Origin of the sequence: Rhodococcus sp. ACS1 (assembly GCF_002300155.1) — a bacterium.
Taxonomy (GTDB): domain Bacteria; phylum Actinomycetota; class Actinomycetes; order Mycobacteriales; family Mycobacteriaceae; genus Rhodococcus_F; species Rhodococcus_F koreensis.
In genome coordinates this window covers 318,932-335,390 of sequence record NZ_NSDZ01000006.1, presented here as the reverse complement: position 1 = coordinate 335,390, position 16,459 = coordinate 318,932, and the positions used below count along the sequence as shown (strand labels likewise).

Annotated in this window: 14 protein-coding genes; 1 reads left to right on the top strand and 13 read right to left on the bottom strand. The window is 68.0% G+C overall.

Going from position 1 to position 16,459, the window contains the following annotated elements:
- Positions 1-8 precede the first annotated feature (8 nt).
- Both CJ179_RS30070 and CJ179_RS30065 read right to left on the bottom strand, forming a co-directional pair.
- On the bottom strand, positions 9-1,322 hold the full coding sequence (locus CJ179_RS30070) for an MFS transporter (protein WP_373560162.1): 1,314 nt from the start codon (positions 1,320-1,322) through the stop codon (positions 9-11).
- Positions 1,323-1,452: 130 nt separating this feature from the next.
- A complete protein-coding gene (locus CJ179_RS30065; protein WP_095863841.1) occupies positions 1,453-2,871 on the bottom strand; it encodes a PLP-dependent cysteine synthase family protein in 1,419 nt (472 codons plus the stop codon).
- A gap of 194 nt (positions 2,872-3,065) precedes the next feature.
- On the opposite strand from CJ179_RS30065, the gene CJ179_RS30060 reads away from it, so the two are divergent.
- On the top strand, positions 3,066-3,329 hold the full coding sequence (locus CJ179_RS30060; RefSeq protein WP_244163789.1) for a WhiB family transcriptional regulator: 264 nt from the start codon (positions 3,066-3,068) through the stop codon (positions 3,327-3,329).
- Positions 3,330-3,544: 215 nt separating this feature from the next.
- On the opposite strand, the gene CJ179_RS30055 is transcribed toward CJ179_RS30060, so the two are convergent.
- From CJ179_RS30055 to CJ179_RS30005, 11 genes are all read right to left on the bottom strand, one after another.
- A complete protein-coding gene (locus CJ179_RS30055) occupies positions 3,545-4,585 on the bottom strand; it encodes an aldo/keto reductase (protein WP_179377682.1) in 1,041 nt (346 codons plus the stop codon).
- Positions 4,585-5,634 carry an aldo/keto reductase gene (locus CJ179_RS30050; protein WP_206012518.1) on the bottom strand — a complete coding sequence of 350 codons (1,050 nt, stop codon included), beginning with the start codon at positions 5,632-5,634 and terminating at the stop codon, positions 4,585-4,587. Before CJ179_RS30050 ends, CJ179_RS30055 begins: the two co-directional genes overlap by 1 nt.
- Before the next feature lie 29 nt (positions 5,635-5,663).
- A complete protein-coding gene (locus CJ179_RS30045; protein ID WP_095863840.1) occupies positions 5,664-6,998 on the bottom strand; it encodes an NtaA/DmoA family FMN-dependent monooxygenase in 1,335 nt (444 codons plus the stop codon).
- The gene (locus CJ179_RS30040) at positions 6,998-8,341 is read right to left on the bottom strand and encodes an LLM class flavin-dependent oxidoreductase (protein WP_095863839.1); all 1,344 of its coding nucleotides are present in this window, start codon (positions 8,339-8,341) and stop codon (positions 6,998-7,000) included. Before CJ179_RS30040 ends, CJ179_RS30045 begins: the two co-directional genes overlap by 1 nt.
- Positions 8,338-9,528, bottom strand: coding sequence for an acyl-CoA dehydrogenase family protein (locus CJ179_RS30035; protein WP_083395854.1), 1,191 nt, complete (start codon positions 9,526-9,528; stop codon positions 8,338-8,340). The genes CJ179_RS30040 and CJ179_RS30035 overlap by 4 nt, the downstream gene beginning before the upstream one ends.
- A complete protein-coding gene (locus CJ179_RS30030) occupies positions 9,525-10,868 on the bottom strand; it encodes an NtaA/DmoA family FMN-dependent monooxygenase (protein ID WP_095864022.1) in 1,344 nt (447 codons plus the stop codon). Before CJ179_RS30030 ends, CJ179_RS30035 begins: the two co-directional genes overlap by 4 nt.
- 104 nt (positions 10,869-10,972) lie before the next feature.
- Positions 10,973-11,878, bottom strand: a complete 906-nt coding sequence (locus CJ179_RS30025; protein WP_095863838.1) for a LysR family transcriptional regulator — start codon at positions 11,876-11,878, stop codon at positions 10,973-10,975.
- Positions 11,879-12,056: 178 nt separating this feature from the next.
- Positions 12,057-13,292, bottom strand: a complete 1,236-nt coding sequence (locus CJ179_RS30020; protein WP_095863837.1) for an acyl-CoA dehydrogenase family protein — start codon at positions 13,290-13,292, stop codon at positions 12,057-12,059.
- Between the two features lie 176 nt (positions 13,293-13,468).
- Complete coding sequence (locus CJ179_RS30015; protein ID WP_072941313.1) at positions 13,469-13,873, bottom strand: rhodanese-like domain-containing protein; 405 nt, start codon at positions 13,871-13,873, stop codon at positions 13,469-13,471.
- Positions 13,874-13,907: 34 nt separating this feature from the next.
- Entirely contained in the window at positions 13,908-15,584 is a 1,677-nt protein-coding gene (locus CJ179_RS30010; protein WP_095863836.1) for an ABC transporter ATP-binding protein, read from the bottom strand.
- The gene (locus tag CJ179_RS30005; protein ID WP_143051469.1) at positions 15,581-16,453 is read right to left on the bottom strand and encodes an ABC transporter permease; all 873 of its coding nucleotides are present in this window, start codon (positions 16,451-16,453) and stop codon (positions 15,581-15,583) included. Before CJ179_RS30005 ends, CJ179_RS30010 begins: the two co-directional genes overlap by 4 nt.
- Positions 16,454-16,459 lie beyond the last annotated feature (6 nt).

Sequence of the window (16,459 nt, the reverse complement as noted above, 5' to 3'; positions counted from 1 at the left end):
CGGAACCGTCATTCTCGTCTCCTGCGGCCGTCCCGGACGGCACATGCCAACGACAACAACAGCATTCCGGCGCACACTGCAAGCCCCGCCGCCATCGCACGGCCGTAGTTCCCGGCGTCCGCGGACAGGACTCCGAGATACAGGCCGGGCACCGCGGCGAGGCTGACGGTCGCCGACAACCGCTGCGACAGCTGCAGGAATCCCACGGCCACGCCGCTCACACCGGCCGGCGCATGCTCGAGCGTCATCGCACGGTTGGGGGCGTCGACGAATCCGCTCGCGACCCCGGACAGAACCGCCAGCGCGGCGACCACCGCGAGCACCGACGTCCGCGGCAGCACAGTGACCGCGAGCACGTATCCGGCGACCACGAACAGTTCCGCGACGATGGCACCCACCACCGCGGCGCGACCGAACCGGGCGACCACCCGCCAGCCGACTGCCGAGGTCACCGCCATCATCACCGAACTTCCCGCCATCACCAGGGCCGCGTGCAGTGGTGCGATGCCGAGTCCCTCGATCAGATAGAGGCTCATCACGGCGTTCATCGCCAGGAGGGCGCCGAACCAGAACAACGCGACCGCCGTACCCAGTGTGTAGCCACGTGCCCGCATCAATGCAGGCAACAGCACCGGCGTGCCGCCGCGACTCGCGTAGCGCCGTTCCCACCAGCGGAAACACCCCAGAGCCAGGATCGAACCCGACACCGACAGCACCGCTCGCGTCGCCCCGAAGTGCGACACCATCGGCAACAGCAGAAGCGTCGTCGCAGCCGCGATCAGCCCGAGACCGACGACATCGACTGTCGCCCCCGACCGGGAGCGGCTGTCACGACGCAGGAACAGCGCGCCGAGCGCAACGGTGACGACCGCGAACGGCACGTTCAGCACAAGCAACAGCCGCCACCCCCAATCGGGACCCCCGACCCCGAGGAGCACACCACCGACGATCGGACCGATGAAACCGGCAAGCCCCCCGGCCGTTCCGTATGCCGCGAGTGCCTTGACTCGACGAGGCCCGGAGTAGCGGTCGGAGATGATGCCGAGGACCTGGGAACTGACCACTCCCGCCCCGACGCCCTGGCCGAGGCGGGCCGCAACGACAGTCCACGGCTCCGCGGCGAGGGCACCGACCAGGCCCATGACGGCGAACAGGCTCAAACCCGCAAGGAACAGCCGCCTTCGGCCGATCAGATCCCCCATCCGCCCCGCGGGGACGAGGGCGAGACCGAAGGTCAGTGAGTAACTCGCCAGAATCCACTGCACGTCCGCCGTCCCCGCATCGAGGGACGACCGGATGGCCGGCAAGCCGATGCCCAGCACAGCGGAGTCGAGGAGTGTGGTGAAACCGGCGGCGGCGCAGACGAGCACCTCCCGACGTCCCGCCGTGTCGCGAAGCGCCGGTCCGGCATCGGTGCGTTCCGGTGCTGTGTCGAGGTCGGTCAGGATCGGCCTACCGATGCTCGCCCGCGGCGGTGCGGATGTCGTCGGCGTCTGCGAGCGCCACCACCCGCCCGGCCTCGGCCACGACCACCGGCCCCCGGTGTCCGCCGATTCGCCGCACTGCCACCGACAACTCCTCGGTGACTCCCACGACGGGCAGCGGCTGAGCGACGTGCGCGCCGACCGGGTCGTCGTCCGGAGCGTCCGACAGCGCCTCGGGACCGACGGCCCCCAGGATCTCCGCGACCACGATCGGACCGGTACCCGGGCGCGCCAGCACGACGGGTAGCGCCGGGGTGTCCGTGAGCAGGTCACCTGCCTCGGCCACGGTCACGGTCGACGGCACTGTCCGGGGTGCGATTCCCCGGCCACCCAGTGCGTCACCCACGACGGGTCCGCTCGGGGCGTGGTAGAGCGGGAAGCCGAGCCGTCCGAGCCACTCGTTGTCGAAGTACTTCGACAGGTACGCCCGGCCCGAGTCCGGGACGATCACGACCACGACGTCGTCCGGGCCGAGAGTCCGCGCGACCCGCAGGGCGGCGGCGACCGCGGTGCCGGCGGAACCCCCGACGAGGAGTCCTTCCTCCCGGGCGAGGCGGTGCAGCACCGTGAGGGCCTCGACGTCCGTGATCCGCTCGAGTCGGTCGACGACGTCCGGGTGGTAGGAGTCCGGCCACTCGTCTGTCTCGGTCTGCGGGTGCAGGAAGTGGCCGACGGATTCGATGTACCAGGCCCGGCCGTCGCCCCCGCCGTACACGGAGGTTTCGGGGTCCGCGCCGACTGTCTGCACGGCACCGCCGGAGACCTCGGCCAGGAACTCCCCTGTCCCCGTGATGGTCCCACCGGTTCCGACTCCCGCCACGAAATGGGTGACCCGGCCCTGAGTCTGACGCCAGATCTCCGGTCCGGTCGTGGTGCGGTGCGCGTCCGGATTGGCCGGGTTGTCGTACTGACCGGCGAGCCAGCCGCCGGGAATCTCCGCCGCGAGCCGAATGGCGACGTTGCGGACGAATTCAGGATGATGACTGGGCCGTCCGCCGGGCGTCACATGCACCTGCGCCCCGTGCGCGCGCAGCAACCCGATCTTCTCGGCGCTGGTCTTGTCGGGCACGACGACGACCGAACGGTAACCCCGGGCGGCAGCAACCAACGTCAGACCGACCCCGGTATTGCCCGACGTGCCTTCCACGACGGTGCCCCCGGGTAGCAACTCTCCCGATTCCTCCGCCGCGCGAATCATGGCCAGGGCGGCACGGTCCTTCACACTTCCGCCGGGATTGAGGAACTCGAGCTTGGCGTACACCGTCGCGGAGATGCCTTCGGTGACCCGGTTCAACCGAACGAGGGGCGTGTTGCCGATGGCATCGGTGATCGAGTCGTAGACGCCGAGGCTCGCAGCATCGACTGTGGGTGGATCGAGGATGGTCATGCGTCTACCTTTCGAGGCCGCGCCGGTGTCACTCGATCAGCATGGCAAGGACGGTCGCCGAACAACAGGATTCGAGTCACGCCGATCGGATCTTCGCATCCTCGAGATTCGAATTCTTCTCCGGCGACAGCCGATCGGCTGTACTACGGGACGACCCGAGACCGAAGGGGGTAGTCGAAAAGATGTCGACACCGGTGACAACACTGCAGCGTCACGACACAGAGCTGTGGCAGTGGCGACTGTCGGCGCGTTGCCATGAAGAGGACGCGGAGATCTTCTTCCCGGCGGACGCCGAACGCAGGAACGCGCGCTTCGAGCGGGAAGATCTCGCCAAGGAGTTCTGCCGCGGCTGCGCGGTGGTGGAGGAATGCCTCGCGTATGCGCTCGACACCGGCCAACAGCACGGAGTCTGGGGAGCGACGACGCCGGGGGAACGGCTCGCTCGACAGGGTCGCTGAGCTACGTTGAGCGCGAAAGCCGAGTTATATTCGCAAAGAATTGATTTGGTGCGCCGCCCCCGGAAAGCAAGTACGTTCAGTATGCCGCGGTCTTGGGAGAGGCTGCGGTGACATGCGGTGTTCGAGAAGAGGGGTAAGAACACCGGACGTGGTGGATGGCCCCGTCAACGACGTCTCCTCGAGACGCGTTGGCGGGGCCTCCGCCGGCCCTCGTGTTACGCGGCGGGGCTCCGTCGCAGCTCCGGCCGGGCCAGCGCCTCGGGAATCTTTCCGGTGTCGCGCTCGGTGAACACCGTTCCGGGCGGGACGATCTCGTCGATCCTGTCCAGCACTTCACCGGACAGTGTCACATCGACGGCGTCCAGATAGCTGTCGAGGTGCTCGATGGTGCGTGGTCCGACGATCGCGGATGTCACATCAGGATGGGCCAGCACGAACGCCAAGGACAGTTGGATCAGGCTGATGCCCAGTTCTTCCGCCAGCACGGCAAGTGCGTCCGCGGCTGCGAGCTTGCGGGCGTTGGCCGGTGCGTCGATGTCGAAGCGGCCCTTGATCAGTTCGGTGCGGTACGACTCCGGCTGCGGAGCACCGATCCGGTACTTCCCACTGAGCCAGCCCGCGGCGAGCGGACCGTAGGTGATCACGCCGAGCCCGTACTTGCGCGCGATCGGCAGGGTTTCCCGTTCGATGCCGCGGATCAGCAGCGAGTACGGAACCTGCTCGCTCGACGAGCGCTGCAGGTTTCGGGAGTCCGCCACCCACTGGGTCTCGACGAGTTCCGCGGGCGAGAACACGGAGGTTCCGTAGTAGCGAATCTTGCCCGCCCGAACGAGATCGTCGAGTGCTCCGACAGTTTCGCCGATCTCGGTGTGCGACTCGGGCCGGTGGACCTGGTACAGGTCCAGGTAGTCGGTGCCGAGGCGCCGAAGACTGCCCTCCACGGCCTCGGTGATCCATCGACGCGAATTGCCGCGATGCTGTGGATTGTCGTCGACGGCGTTGTGAAACTTGCTCGCCAGGAACACGTCGTCGCGGCGGCCCTTCAACGCCTTCCCGACGATCTCCTCGGATTCCCCGCGCGAGTAGGTGTCTGCCGTGTCGACGACGTTGATGCCCGCGTCCAGCGCCCGGTGGATCACCCGGATGCCGTCCTCGTGCGTAGTCTTGCCGCGGGCCCCGAAGTTCATCGTGCCCAGCGTCAACGGGCTGACCTTCACACCCGTGCGTCCGAAGACGCGGAAGTCCTGCAGTGCCATCAGTGGTCGTCCTTCGCTGTGGTGGCGCGACGGCGAGTTGCCGCGTCGGTCAGTGACGGCGGAAGGTAGCCCTCGTCCGCCGGGCTGATCGTGACTCCGGGGGCGACGATCTCGTCGATACGGTCGAGGATGTCGCTGCCCAGTCTCACGTCGACGGCGCCGAGCTGACTCTCGAGGTGCTCGAGGGTCCGCGGCCCGATGATGACGGAACTGACGGCGGGATGCTGGAGGACGAAGGCCAGGGAGAGGTGGATCAGCGGCAGGCCCGCGTCGTCGGCCAGCTTCTGCAGTTCCTCGGCGGCGGCCCGCTTGCGCTGGTTGGCGAGCAACTCCGGGTCGTGGCGGTGCGGCTGCCGGGTCAACCGGCTCGACTCCGCGGCATCCGTCTCGCCCGCGCGGTACCGGCCCGACAGCCAGCCCCCGGCGAGCGGGCTCCAGGTGAGGACGCCCAGCCCGTGCTTCTCGGCGATCGGCAGCGTGGCGCGTTCGGCGGCCCGCGCGAGAATGGAGTACGGCGGCTGCTCGGTGACCGGACGCTGCAGGTGGCGCCTGTCGGCTGCCCACTGTGCTTCGACCAGTTGGTGCGGCTCGAACGTGGTGGTGCCGAAGTAGCGGATCTTGCCCTGCCGCACGAGGTCGTTCAACGCGCCGAGGGTCTCGTCGAAGTCGGTGTCGGGGTCGGGGCGGTGGATCTGGTAGAGGTCCAGATGATCGGTCTGCAACCGTCGGAGGCTGCCCTCGATCGCCTTGAAGATCCAGCGCCGCGAGTTGCCGCGATGGGTGGGGTCGGACCCGATCTGGCCGTGGAACTTGCTGGCGAGGACCACGTCGTCGCGGCGGCCGTGCAGCGCCTTCCCGACGATCTCCTCGTTCTCGCCCTGCGAGTACACGTCGGCGGTGTCGACGACGTTGATTCCGGCGTCCAGCGCGCGGTGGATGATCCGGGCGGCGTCCTCGTGGTCGGTGTTCGCCCAGGACCCGAAGTTCATTGCGCCGAGCGTGAGCGCGCTGACCTGCACACCGGTCCGTCCGAGGTGGCGGTACGTCATGATCTGGTTTCTGCTTTCTGTCGGGGCAATCATCTGCGGGAAAACGTGTTGATCGGTTCGCGGAGACCGAGGTGGCTCCGGAGTGTGCGGCCGGTGTAGTCGGTGCGGAAGAGCCCGCGGGCCTGGAGGATCGGGACGACGTGGTCGACGAAGTCTTCCAGGTACGAGGGCAGAACGGCCGGGATGACGGTGAACCCGTCGACGGCGCCCGACCGCCACCACGTCTCGACATGATCGGCCACCTGCTCCGGAGTACCGACCACCACGCGGTGCCCACCGAGGAACTCGGACAGGAGCTGCCGGACGGTGTGCCCGGTGTCGGCGGCGTACCGGGTCAGCGACGCGAAGAAGCCCTGCGGTCCGACCCTGTTCTCCGGCAGTGTCGACAGCTGCTCGGGGAGCGGTGCGTCCAGGTCCAGGTCCTCGTCCGGGTAGCCCAGCCACCGGGCGAGTGCCCGCACCGGGGCGCTGTCCGGGTGCAAGCGCGACTGCAGGATGTCGAACTTGCCGGACGCCTCCGCGGTGGTGCCGGCGACGACGGGGACGAGTCCGGGCAGGATTCGGATCTGGGCGGGGTCGCGACCGTCCGCGGCCGCGGCCGACCGGATCTCCCGGGCGAACTGCTGCGCCGGCCCCAGCCCGAACTGGGTGGCATAGATCGCCTCCGCATGGGCCGCCGCGAAAGCCTTGCCCTGAGCGGACGAACCCGCCTGCACCAGCACTGGTCGGCCCTGTGGGGAACGGGTGACGTTCAGGGGCCCGGCGACGGTGAAGAACTCGCCGCGATGATCCACGGCATGCACCTTGTCGGGGTCGGCGAAGCGTGCCGACGCCTGGTCGCCGATCAGTGCGTCGTCTTCCCAGCTGTCCCACAGCTTCTTCGTCAGTTCGACGTACTCGCCGGCACGCCGGTAGCGTTCGTCGCGCTCGGGGAGATGTTCGATGCCGAAGTTACGGGCGGCGTTCGGCTCGAACGTGGTGACCACGTTCCACCCGACCCGGCCGCCGCTCACATGATCGAGCGAGAGAATTCTGCGCGCCAGGTTGTACGGCAGATTCAGTGTGGACGTGGCGGTCGGGATCAGCCCGACACGTTCGGTCGACACGGCCAGAGCGCTCGTGAGCAGAATCGGGTCCAGTGTGGCCGCGGGACCGCGGGCGATGCCCGGCTGCTGTACTGGGATGTCCGGGAACAGTAATCCGTCGAGGAGTCCGCGCTCCGCCACGGCGGCCACCCGGCGGTAATGGTCGAGACTGATGAACGACTCCGGTGCCAGCTCAGGATCCAGCCAGGCGGCCGGGTGATATCCGGCGCTTCCGACGTTGACGAGGAAGTGCAGCGAGCGACCGTCGACTCCGCCCATCACGCCACCACCCGGTCCGTCGAGGTCGGCACGGTGTGAGCCGGGATCTTCAGGCCCAGGTGCCCGCGCAGAGTTGTCGTCTCGTACTCGGTGCGGAACCGGCCGCGGCGCTGCAGGATCGGGACGACATGGTCGACGAAATCGTCGAATCCGCTGGGCAGCACGTCGGGCATCAGGTTGAACCCGTCGGCGACGCCTTTGTCCACCCAGTCCAGGATCGCGTCGGCGATCTGCTCCGGGGTGCCGGTGACGATGCGGTGCCCGGCGCCGCCGCCGAGTCGGCGCAGTAGTTGGCGAACTGTCAGATTCTCGCGCTGCGCCAGTCCGACGGCGATCTTGTAGAACGTCTGCGAGCCGCCTGCCTCGTCCGCGGCCGTCAGCAGGTGCCAGGGCAGAGGCCCGTCGAGGACCAGCGCGTCCTCGGGGACGCCGAGCTGACCCGCCAGTCGGGTGAGCGCATACTCGGGCGGCACGAGTTCGGCGAGTAGGTCGCGGCGGCGCAGCGCTTCCGCCTCGGTGCTGCCGATCACGGTCGACAGGCCCGGCAGGACCACGACGTCTTCGGCCCTGCGCCCGTAACCGACGGCGCGGGCCTTGACGTCTCGGTAGTACTCGGCAGCTTCCTGTTCCGTCTGCGCGGCCGTGAAGATCACCTCACCGACTCGGGCGGCGAGTGCCCGCCCGTTCGTCGATGCACCGGCCTGCACCACCACCGGCTCCCCTTGTGGTGAGCGCGGAACGTTCAACGGTCCGGCGACGTCGAAGTGGGGGCCGTGGTGGTCGGTGCGGTGGATCTTGTCGGGGTCGGCGAATCGCCATGCCGGTTTGTCGCCCACCAGGGCGTCGGGCTCCCAGCTGTTCCATAGTTTCCGCACCACCTCGACGAACTCGGCGGCCCGGGTATAGCGGCCGGCGTGGTCGGGTTCGTCGTCGAAGCCGAAGTTGCGCGCCGGTTCCCTGCCCGCCGTGGTCACCACGTTCCAGCCCGACCGGCCACCGCTGAGCTGGTCGAGTGTGGCGAAACGCCGTGCGACGTCGTACGGGTCGTTGTAGGTCGAGGACAGTGTGCCGATCAGACCGATCGTCTCCGTCGCAGCGGCGACCGCGGCCAGCACGACGGACGGTTCGAGGCTGTTGAACGGCCGGTAGCGCAGGTCTTCCCGGATCGCCGGACCGTCGGCGAGGAAGATCGCGTCGAGCCTGGCTGCCTCCGCTTTCCGGGCGATGTCGATGTAGTGGTCGAGCCCGAAGGAGGCGAGCGGATCGGTACCGGGAAACCTCCAGGACCCACCGAAGACGCCTGCGTTGAGAATGTTGACGTTGAGGTGAACTTGCCTGCTCACTGCTCCTCCTCGGCCGGCGCGCCCGCTGCGATGGCGGACTTGCCGAGGTTGGCGACGACGAAGTCGCTCTGCGGGAAATGAATCCGGCCCACCATGGCGTTGCGGTGGTGTCGTTCGAGTGGGTTGCTGCGAGACAGTCCCGGGTTCCCGGTGAGGTCGAGCGCTGACTCGGTGATCCGGATCGCCGTCGTCGTCGCCACGTGCTTCGCCAACGCGGGCAGGGCGCTGTTGGTCTCCACTACCGCCGCCGCGTGCCGCAGCAGTGCACGGCTGGTCTGCAGTTGCGCTTCGATCTCCCCCACGCGGTCGTGGAAGCGCGGCACCGTGGCCAGCGGCGCGCCCAGCGCGGTGGGCACTCGGGTGTGGAGGTACCGGACCAGCCAGTCCCTCGTCGCGATCGACACCCCGTTGTAGTTGGCGGCCAGGAGCAGGGGCAGCGCCTGCCTGCCTGCACTGCGGACCTTGCCGGTGCCGTCGTTCGGGTCGCGCAGATCCACCAACCGGGAGTGCGGAATCCGGGCATTGTCGAAGATCACGGTCTGCGTATCCGACGCGCGCAGCCCGAGGTGGTCCCACGTCTGCTTTACCCGCCAGCCCGTGGCCTGGCGGTCGAACAGGAACGTGGCCACCTTCGGCTGGGGATCCGCGGTGGTGGCTGTGACGGTGAACCAGTGCAGCCCCGAGATACCCGTTCCGTAGGCCTTCTCGCCGTCGATCCGCCAGCTGCCGTCGGGCAGGCGGGTGGCCGTGGTGGCGGGGACGCCTCCGCGGGACAGACTGCCGAGTTCGCGTTCCACCGCGAGACCGTTGATGAGGGCGCCCTCGGTGACCGCTGTGCGGAACACGGCGGCCTTCAGGTCGTCGGGCCACGGGTTGTCGGGTCGTTGGAGCGTCAGGTGGTTGGTGTAATTCCACTGCAGGATCAGTCCCACCGACGGGTCCGCCGCCCCGACGCGCTCGATCACCTCGACGGCCTCGGCAATTCCGGCGCCGCCCCCACCGAACTGCTCGGGCACCGTCAGTGACTGCGCCCCGATCCGGCGCAGCGCATCGAACGCGTCGAACGGGAACTCCCCGGTGAGGTCGTGGTATTCGGCGCGGGAGGCGATGAACTCGAGAACCTCGCGGAATCGGTTTTCGTCGAGTCCTCGCACGGTGGTGCGGGGTTCGGTCACTCCGACAGTCATGTGAAGCTTTCCTTCCTGGTGCGGCCGGCAGTCTCGGTCACCTCGAGGCCGAGATTGCCCCGCAGAGTGCGGTGGGTGTATTCGGGGCGGAAGAGTCCGCGGCTCACCAGATGCGGCACCACCTGTTCGACGAAGGCCTCGAGGCCGGTACCCACGTCCCCCGGCATGATCGTGAAGCCGTCGGTGGCACCGCTGCGGAACCATGCTTCGATCCGGTCCGCGATCTGTTCGCCGGTCCCGACGGCCAGCTGGTGACCCGCCCCTCCTGCGAACTTGTGGATCAACTGCCGTGCGGTGAGGGGTTCGCCGGCGAGCAGTGCACGTGTGCTCGCGGCGAATCCGGCCGAACGGGGCAGCGACGACTCCGTGCCCGGAAGATCGTCGGCACTGATCACCGTGTCGAGCCGGAGCCGCTCAGGATCGAGACCGAGTTGTCCCGCGAGCTGCCGCAATGCCGGCTCGAGCGGAATCGTCTCGCGCAGTTCCTCCTCGCGCCGCCGGGCCTCGGCCTCGGTGCCGCCGACGACGGTGATGAGACCGGTCGAGACTTTGACCCGGTCGGGGTCGCGCCCGTTCGCCGCCGCCCTGCCGCGGATGTCGGTCCTGAGGTTCCTCGCGACGTCGACGGTCTGTGCTGCCGAGAACACGAGATCCGCGTACTTTCCCGCCAGGGCGAGGCCGCCTTCCGACGCGCCTGCCTGCACAATCAGCGGCCTGCCCTGTGGTGAGCGCGGCAGCGGCAACGGGCCCGCGACCGACAGGATCGGACCACGATGGCCGGGAGGAGTGATCCGGTCCGGGTCGGCGAACCGCCCGCTCTCGGTGTCCCCGATGATCGCGCCGGCTTCCCACCCGTCCCAGAGCTTGGCCACGACATCGACGAATTCGTGTGCTCTGCGATATCTTTCGTCCTTGTCGGGAGGCTCCGAGAACCCGAAATTGGCGGACGCCGCTGGATGCTGGGTGGTGACCACGTTCCACCCGGCCCGACCGCCCGTGAGATGGTCGAGCGACAGGTATCGCCGGGCCAGGTTGTAGGGATCGTTGTAGGTGGACGATCCCGTCGCGATCACCCCGATGTGTTCCGTTCCGGCGGCCGCATCGGCCAGCATGACCACAGGATCGAGACCGAGGCCGGGAGCGTGGTGAATGTCCGAGGACAGCGCGGGACTGTCACCGACGAAAACGGCGTCGAGGTGTCCGCGCTCGGCGATCCGGATGAGACGACGGAAGTGCGCCGGATCCACGAAATCGCCGGGGTTGTTGCCCTCCACCCGCCAGGAGCCGCGGAAGTGCCCGGGTGTGAGAAGTGAAATATTCAGGTGCAGTTGCGAACTCATGGTCACGTGCTTCAGTATCGAGCGGGAAGGTGAGGCGAACAAGCCAGTGACGCTACGAGATTCGTTAAGAAATCCTCAAACCGGGTCGGACGACCGCAGACGGTTCACGACGCGAGCTGCAGTGGCCCCGCGACCATCCGCAATGCCCTGATGGCCGCGGCCACCGCGGGGCGCTCGATCGACGCCTGACGGTACGTGACGCCGATCTGCCGCGCGCCGTTGGCGACGGGGCACGCGACGAGGTGCCGGTGGGCCTCGGAGACCGCCATCTCGGGGACCACGGCCACCCCGAAACCGGCTTCGACCATTTCCGCCATCCCTGTGAAGCTGCCGCACCGATGCTCGATCCGGGGCGTGAATCCGGCCTGACGGCACGCGAACATCACCGACACGATGGAGGGGGCCCCGTCGGAGGCGGCGATCCAATCCACGTCGGCGACCGCGCCGAGCCCCTGCTGCCTCGCGCGCTCCCGCAACGGAGTCGGAGCCAGGAGCACCAGTGGGTCGTCGAACAGGAACTCCGAGGCGAGACCGGCGGGAAGGTCGCGTGCACGGAACGAGTAGGTGTAGGTGATCGCCAGATCGACTTCCTGCTGCCGGACGGCAGGCACCGAATTGACCGGCATCGCGTCGATGAGTCGCACCCGCAATCCGCGGTGCTCTCGACCCAGTCGCGTGGCCACCGGCAGCGCGAGCCGGGTCAGGGCGGTCTGGAATGTCGCCAGAGTGAGGACGCCGGTGACGGATTCTCCCGTCGCCGCGACGGCGCTCTCCGCTTCTTCCAGTGCGGCAACGACTCTCGACGTGTGATCGACCAGCACCCGGCCCGCGTGGGTGAGACGCAGCACGCGCCCCTCTCTGCGGGTCAGGACCGCACCGACCTCGTCCTCGAGGATCCTCAACTGCTGGGACACCGCGGACGTGGTGATCCCGTGCAGTTCGGACACAGCCGTCATCGTCGTGTGCTCGGCGAGGTCGCGGAGCAGAATCAACCGTCGAATGTCATACACAGGTGGTCCTCGTGGGTAGATCGGCCGGTCGCGCGGGATCTCCGGTCGACCGTATTCCCATCCTGCCCACCGGCGACCGTTCAGCACAGGTTTGTGATCACGACGATTCTGTTCAGTACACCTTGTCGCGCGCACTCGATCCTCGACGCCAAGGCTCTTTCCGGGGATGGAGCGGCGATCAAGAATTCTTCGGCTCGCCGTACCGGTCGGCGAACGACTTGGGTGTGGTGCCGTTGACCAGGTAGTCGCCGATGACCGTCGGCTTGTAGACCACGGGGTTGTGTGAGGCGAGAGTGCGGGCGTTCCGCCAGTGGCGGTCCAGATTGCGTCCCTCTCGCACCGCGGAGGAACCACCCGCGTTGAAAATGAGGTTGGCGGAGTCCAGGACCGCGTCGATCACGGCGATCTGCGCCGCGGACGTGTTCACGAAGACCTCTGCGAACAGGTCGCGGGTGGGCCCCTCGGCCGCGAACCGTGCGTTGACGTCTTCGAGTTCCTGCGCGATCCGCTGCAGGATGCTGTCGACGACCAGAACGTTCTTCGCGATCTTCCCGACCACGCCGAGGACCGCGTAGTCCGACGTCGCCGCATCGGACGGCGCATGCAGACTCGTCCGGGTGCGGCTGCGCACGAGTTCCACTGCGTCGTCTCGCACGTTGCGGTTGATCCCCGCCAGCGTCGCCACGTGCACGATCTGCACGAACGAGGACTGCTGGTCGAGGAATCCCGGGCGGTGCCCGAACTCGCCGAATTCTGCGACCGGTGCCGCCTCGAACTTCGTGGTTCCACTGGCGGTGAGCCGTTGACCGATCCCGTCCCAGTCGTCGATACGGTCGACACCCGCCGCGGTGGCCGCCACGACCACGAAACGGCGCCGCGCATCGCCGTCCGTCACGGCGACCCGGATGTAGTCGGCGTAGAGGGTTCCCGTCGTGTAGTACTTCTCGCCGGATACCACTGCCTCACCGTCGTGGTCGGTGACGGTGGTCGAGATGTCGAACGTTCCCCGGCCGGTGGGCTCCGACTGTGCGTTGCCGAATGCCGCTCCCGCACCGATCTTTTCCAGCCAGTGGGCCCGAACCGGTCCGTCGTCCAGGTTGCGGAGGATTTCGACGGTGGTGAAGTGCCCCCGCAGGATCTGCGGAATGTTGGAATCGGCCTGCCCGAGCTCCGCGAGGAGTTCGAAGAGCTCGGGCAGGGTCGCCCCGTGGCCACCGAACTCGACCGGGACGCGCAGAGCACCGAACCCCGCGGCGAACAGCTCGGCCACCTCCGCGTATGGCAGCTCCCGGGCGCGTTCGCGCTGCGCCGCGCCGGCGGCGATGCGCGCGAAGATCTCCCGGAACCGCGGGAGGGAACGGTCCACGGCGGTGGAATGGTCGCTGACGCGGCCGGTCAGGGTAACAGCGGTCATGAAGGGTCTCCTCGGACGACGTGATCGAGCGCCGTCACCCGGACGGGTGACGGCCGACGGAACGGTCTACCGGCCGGGCCCGAAGGGAACGACCGGAAGCCCAGGTTCTCGTCCCATCTCATATCGAGACATGTTGCCGATCAACACAATCAGCCTTGACGCTTTGTGTAGATCCGCTAAATCCGCGTCTCGTCGCCGTGTGCCCGTGCAGGCTCGTTCGCGGGCAGGCCTGCGTCCTTCCATGCGGCGAACCCGCCGTCGATGTGCACCACGTTGCGGAAGCCCCGCTCGAGCAATCCCTCCGCCACCGGGCCGGACCCCGCAATGGATCCGCACACGACGACGATCGGCTGGTCGAGCGAGATGATCTCGGCGTGCTTCGTGGGTGAGTCGAGTCCGAACTGTTCGTCGAGTGCGTCGCGGTCGGCAACGATCGCTCCCGGGACCTCGCCGTTCTCTCCGCGCCCCTTGTCGCTGCGCACGTCCACGAGCACGGCGCCGCCGTTGACGGCCGCGGCCGCGAGCACCGGGGTGACGAGGGCGGGGGTGAGTCGGCCGGCGGTGTCGGTGTTGTCGGTCATGTGATGTCCTTTTCGGTAGGTGGTTGTCCGGATGTCAGAGCGCAGCGGCGAGAAGTTGGTTCTCGCCGGGTACGGCGTGCAGTAGGTTTCGGGTGTAGGCCTCGCGCGGCGCGCCGAAGATGTCGTCGACACGTCCCGACTCCACCACCCGCCCGCCGCGCATCACGGTGACGTCGTCGGCGATCAACCGCACCACGCCCAGGTCGTGGGTGATGAACAGGTACGTCAGCCCGAATTCGGCCTGTACGTCGACGAGGAGTTGCAGGATCTGCGATTGAACCGAGACGTCGAGGGCCGAGACCGCCTCGTCGAGAACGACGATTCTCGGGTCGGCGGCGAGTGCCCTCGCGATCGCGACGCGCTGCCGTTGCCCGCCCGACAGTTCGACGGGTTTGCGCCGGAGAAACGTGCTGTCGAGCGCCACCGCGTCGAGCAATTCGACCACCCGTGTGCGGCGTTCGGTTCGATTGTTCCGAATCTTGAACGCAGCCAGAGGTTCCGTGATGATCTGCTCGATGCTGAGCTTGGGGTCGAGTGACGAGTAGGGGTTCTGGCGTACCAGCTGGATCCTGCGTCGCACCGGCCGGAACCGGCGGTGGGACAGTCCGTCGATCCTGTCGCCTTCGAGCAGAACCTCGCCGGCGTCCGGTCGGCTGAGCCCGACCGCGATTCGCGCGAGTGTGGACTTGCCTGCTCCCGATTCACCGACCACGGCGTGGGTGGAACCGGCGGTCACACCGACGGTCACACCGTCGACCGCGACGAACTCGGAGGCCTTCGAGCCCGACCCGACGGTGAACCGCCTGGTCACGTCGCGCAATTCCAGGACGGGGCCCGCAGCCGCGGTGTCGTCCACGGCGCGCGCCGCGAGCGCGAGCGGTGACGGACCGAGGCGCGCGCTGCGGAACGACGGCGCCGCGGCGATCAGCGACCGGGTGTATTCCTGCCCCGGATTCTCGACCAGCTCCCGTGTCTCGCCTTGTTCGACGATCCTCCCCTGCCGCATGACGACCACGCGGTCCGCCCGGTCGAACGCCACACCGAGGTCGTGGGTGACGAGTAGGACGCCGAGCCCGAGGGTGTCGCGGAGAACCGCGAGGTGGTCGAGGATCACCTTCTGGACCGTCACGTCGAGCGCCGACGTGGGCTCGTCCGCCACCAGCAGTGCCGGATCACTCGCGAGGGCAATCGCGATGAGGACTCGCTGCTTCATCCCGCCGGAGAGTTCGTGCGGGAACTGCGAGTAGATCCGTTCGACACTGTTCAGTCCGGCGAGGCGCAGTTTTTCGAGCGCCAACTCCCGCGCCGGACCCGATTCGACCTTCCGGTGCAGCCGGATCGCCTCGAGGACCTGCACCCCGACTCTTTTCACCGGGTTGAGCGAGGTGCCGGGATCCTGTGGAACGAACCCGACGAACGGACCGCGCAGCTGTGCCAGCTGCCGGTCCTTCCACCGGGTCACGTCCCGCCCACCCAGGTGGATCGTGCCGGACTCGATGGACGCCGACGACGGCAGGAGCCGCAACGCGGCATGGACGGTGGTGCTCTTGCCCGAGCCCGATTCACCGACGACGGCGACGAACTCACCCGGGTGGACGCTCAGCCCCACACCCTCGACGGCGGTCTTCCCGGCCCCCCGAGCGGTACGGTAGCTGACCCGCAGATCGTCGATCTGCAGCAGTGGACCGTGCCCCTGTTCGACGTCGCTCATCTCTGGTCTCCTAGCGATTTGCTGATGCGGTTGGTGGCGAGCACGACCACGGCGATCAGGACGCCGGGCAGGATCGAGATCCAGGGGTAGGTGGCGAGGTAGTCGCGCCCCTCCGACACGGCGAGCCCCCACTCGGGCTCCGGCGGCGGCGCTCCGTAACCGAGGAAGCCCAGTGCCGCCACGGCAAGGATGGCCGAACCGCATTCGAGCGCAGCCAACGACAACACGGCGGTGACCGAGTTCGGCAGCACGTGCCGGACCACGACCCGACCGAAGCCGGCTCCCGATCCGTAGGCCGCCTCCACGTAGTCGCTCTGGGCGACCTTCAGCACCTCGGAGCGCATCACCCGGGCGAATGCCGCAACCGCGGAGATCCCTACCGCCAACGCCACATTGAAGGTTCCGTATCCGAGTGCCGTCACCACCGTCATGGCGAGCAGGAGCGCCGGAATCGCGAGCAGCACATCGACGAAGCGCATGACGATCGCATCGGTGCGACCGCCGACGAACCCGCTGAGCAGACCGACGACCGAACCGACGACGAACCCCACCAATACCGCGAGTAACGTCGCACTGAGCGTCGTGGACGCCCCGAAGATCACGCGGGCGAGGAGGTCCCGGCCGAGACGGTCGGTCCCGAAGAGGTGGTCGGGACCGGGTGGGCTGAAGCTGGCGTCGACGTCACCGTCGTAGGGACTGAACGACGTGAACCAGCCCGGCGCCACCGCCCAGAGAACGACCGTGACGATCACCAGCCAGGACAGGACCAGGCCCGGTGCGGTCGACGCGAGCCGCACGAACCGCACGAACCGGTCGCCGGCGGTGTCGGCGGTGGATGAGGCCGATGAGCGGAAATCGAATGTGGTCACTGTGGT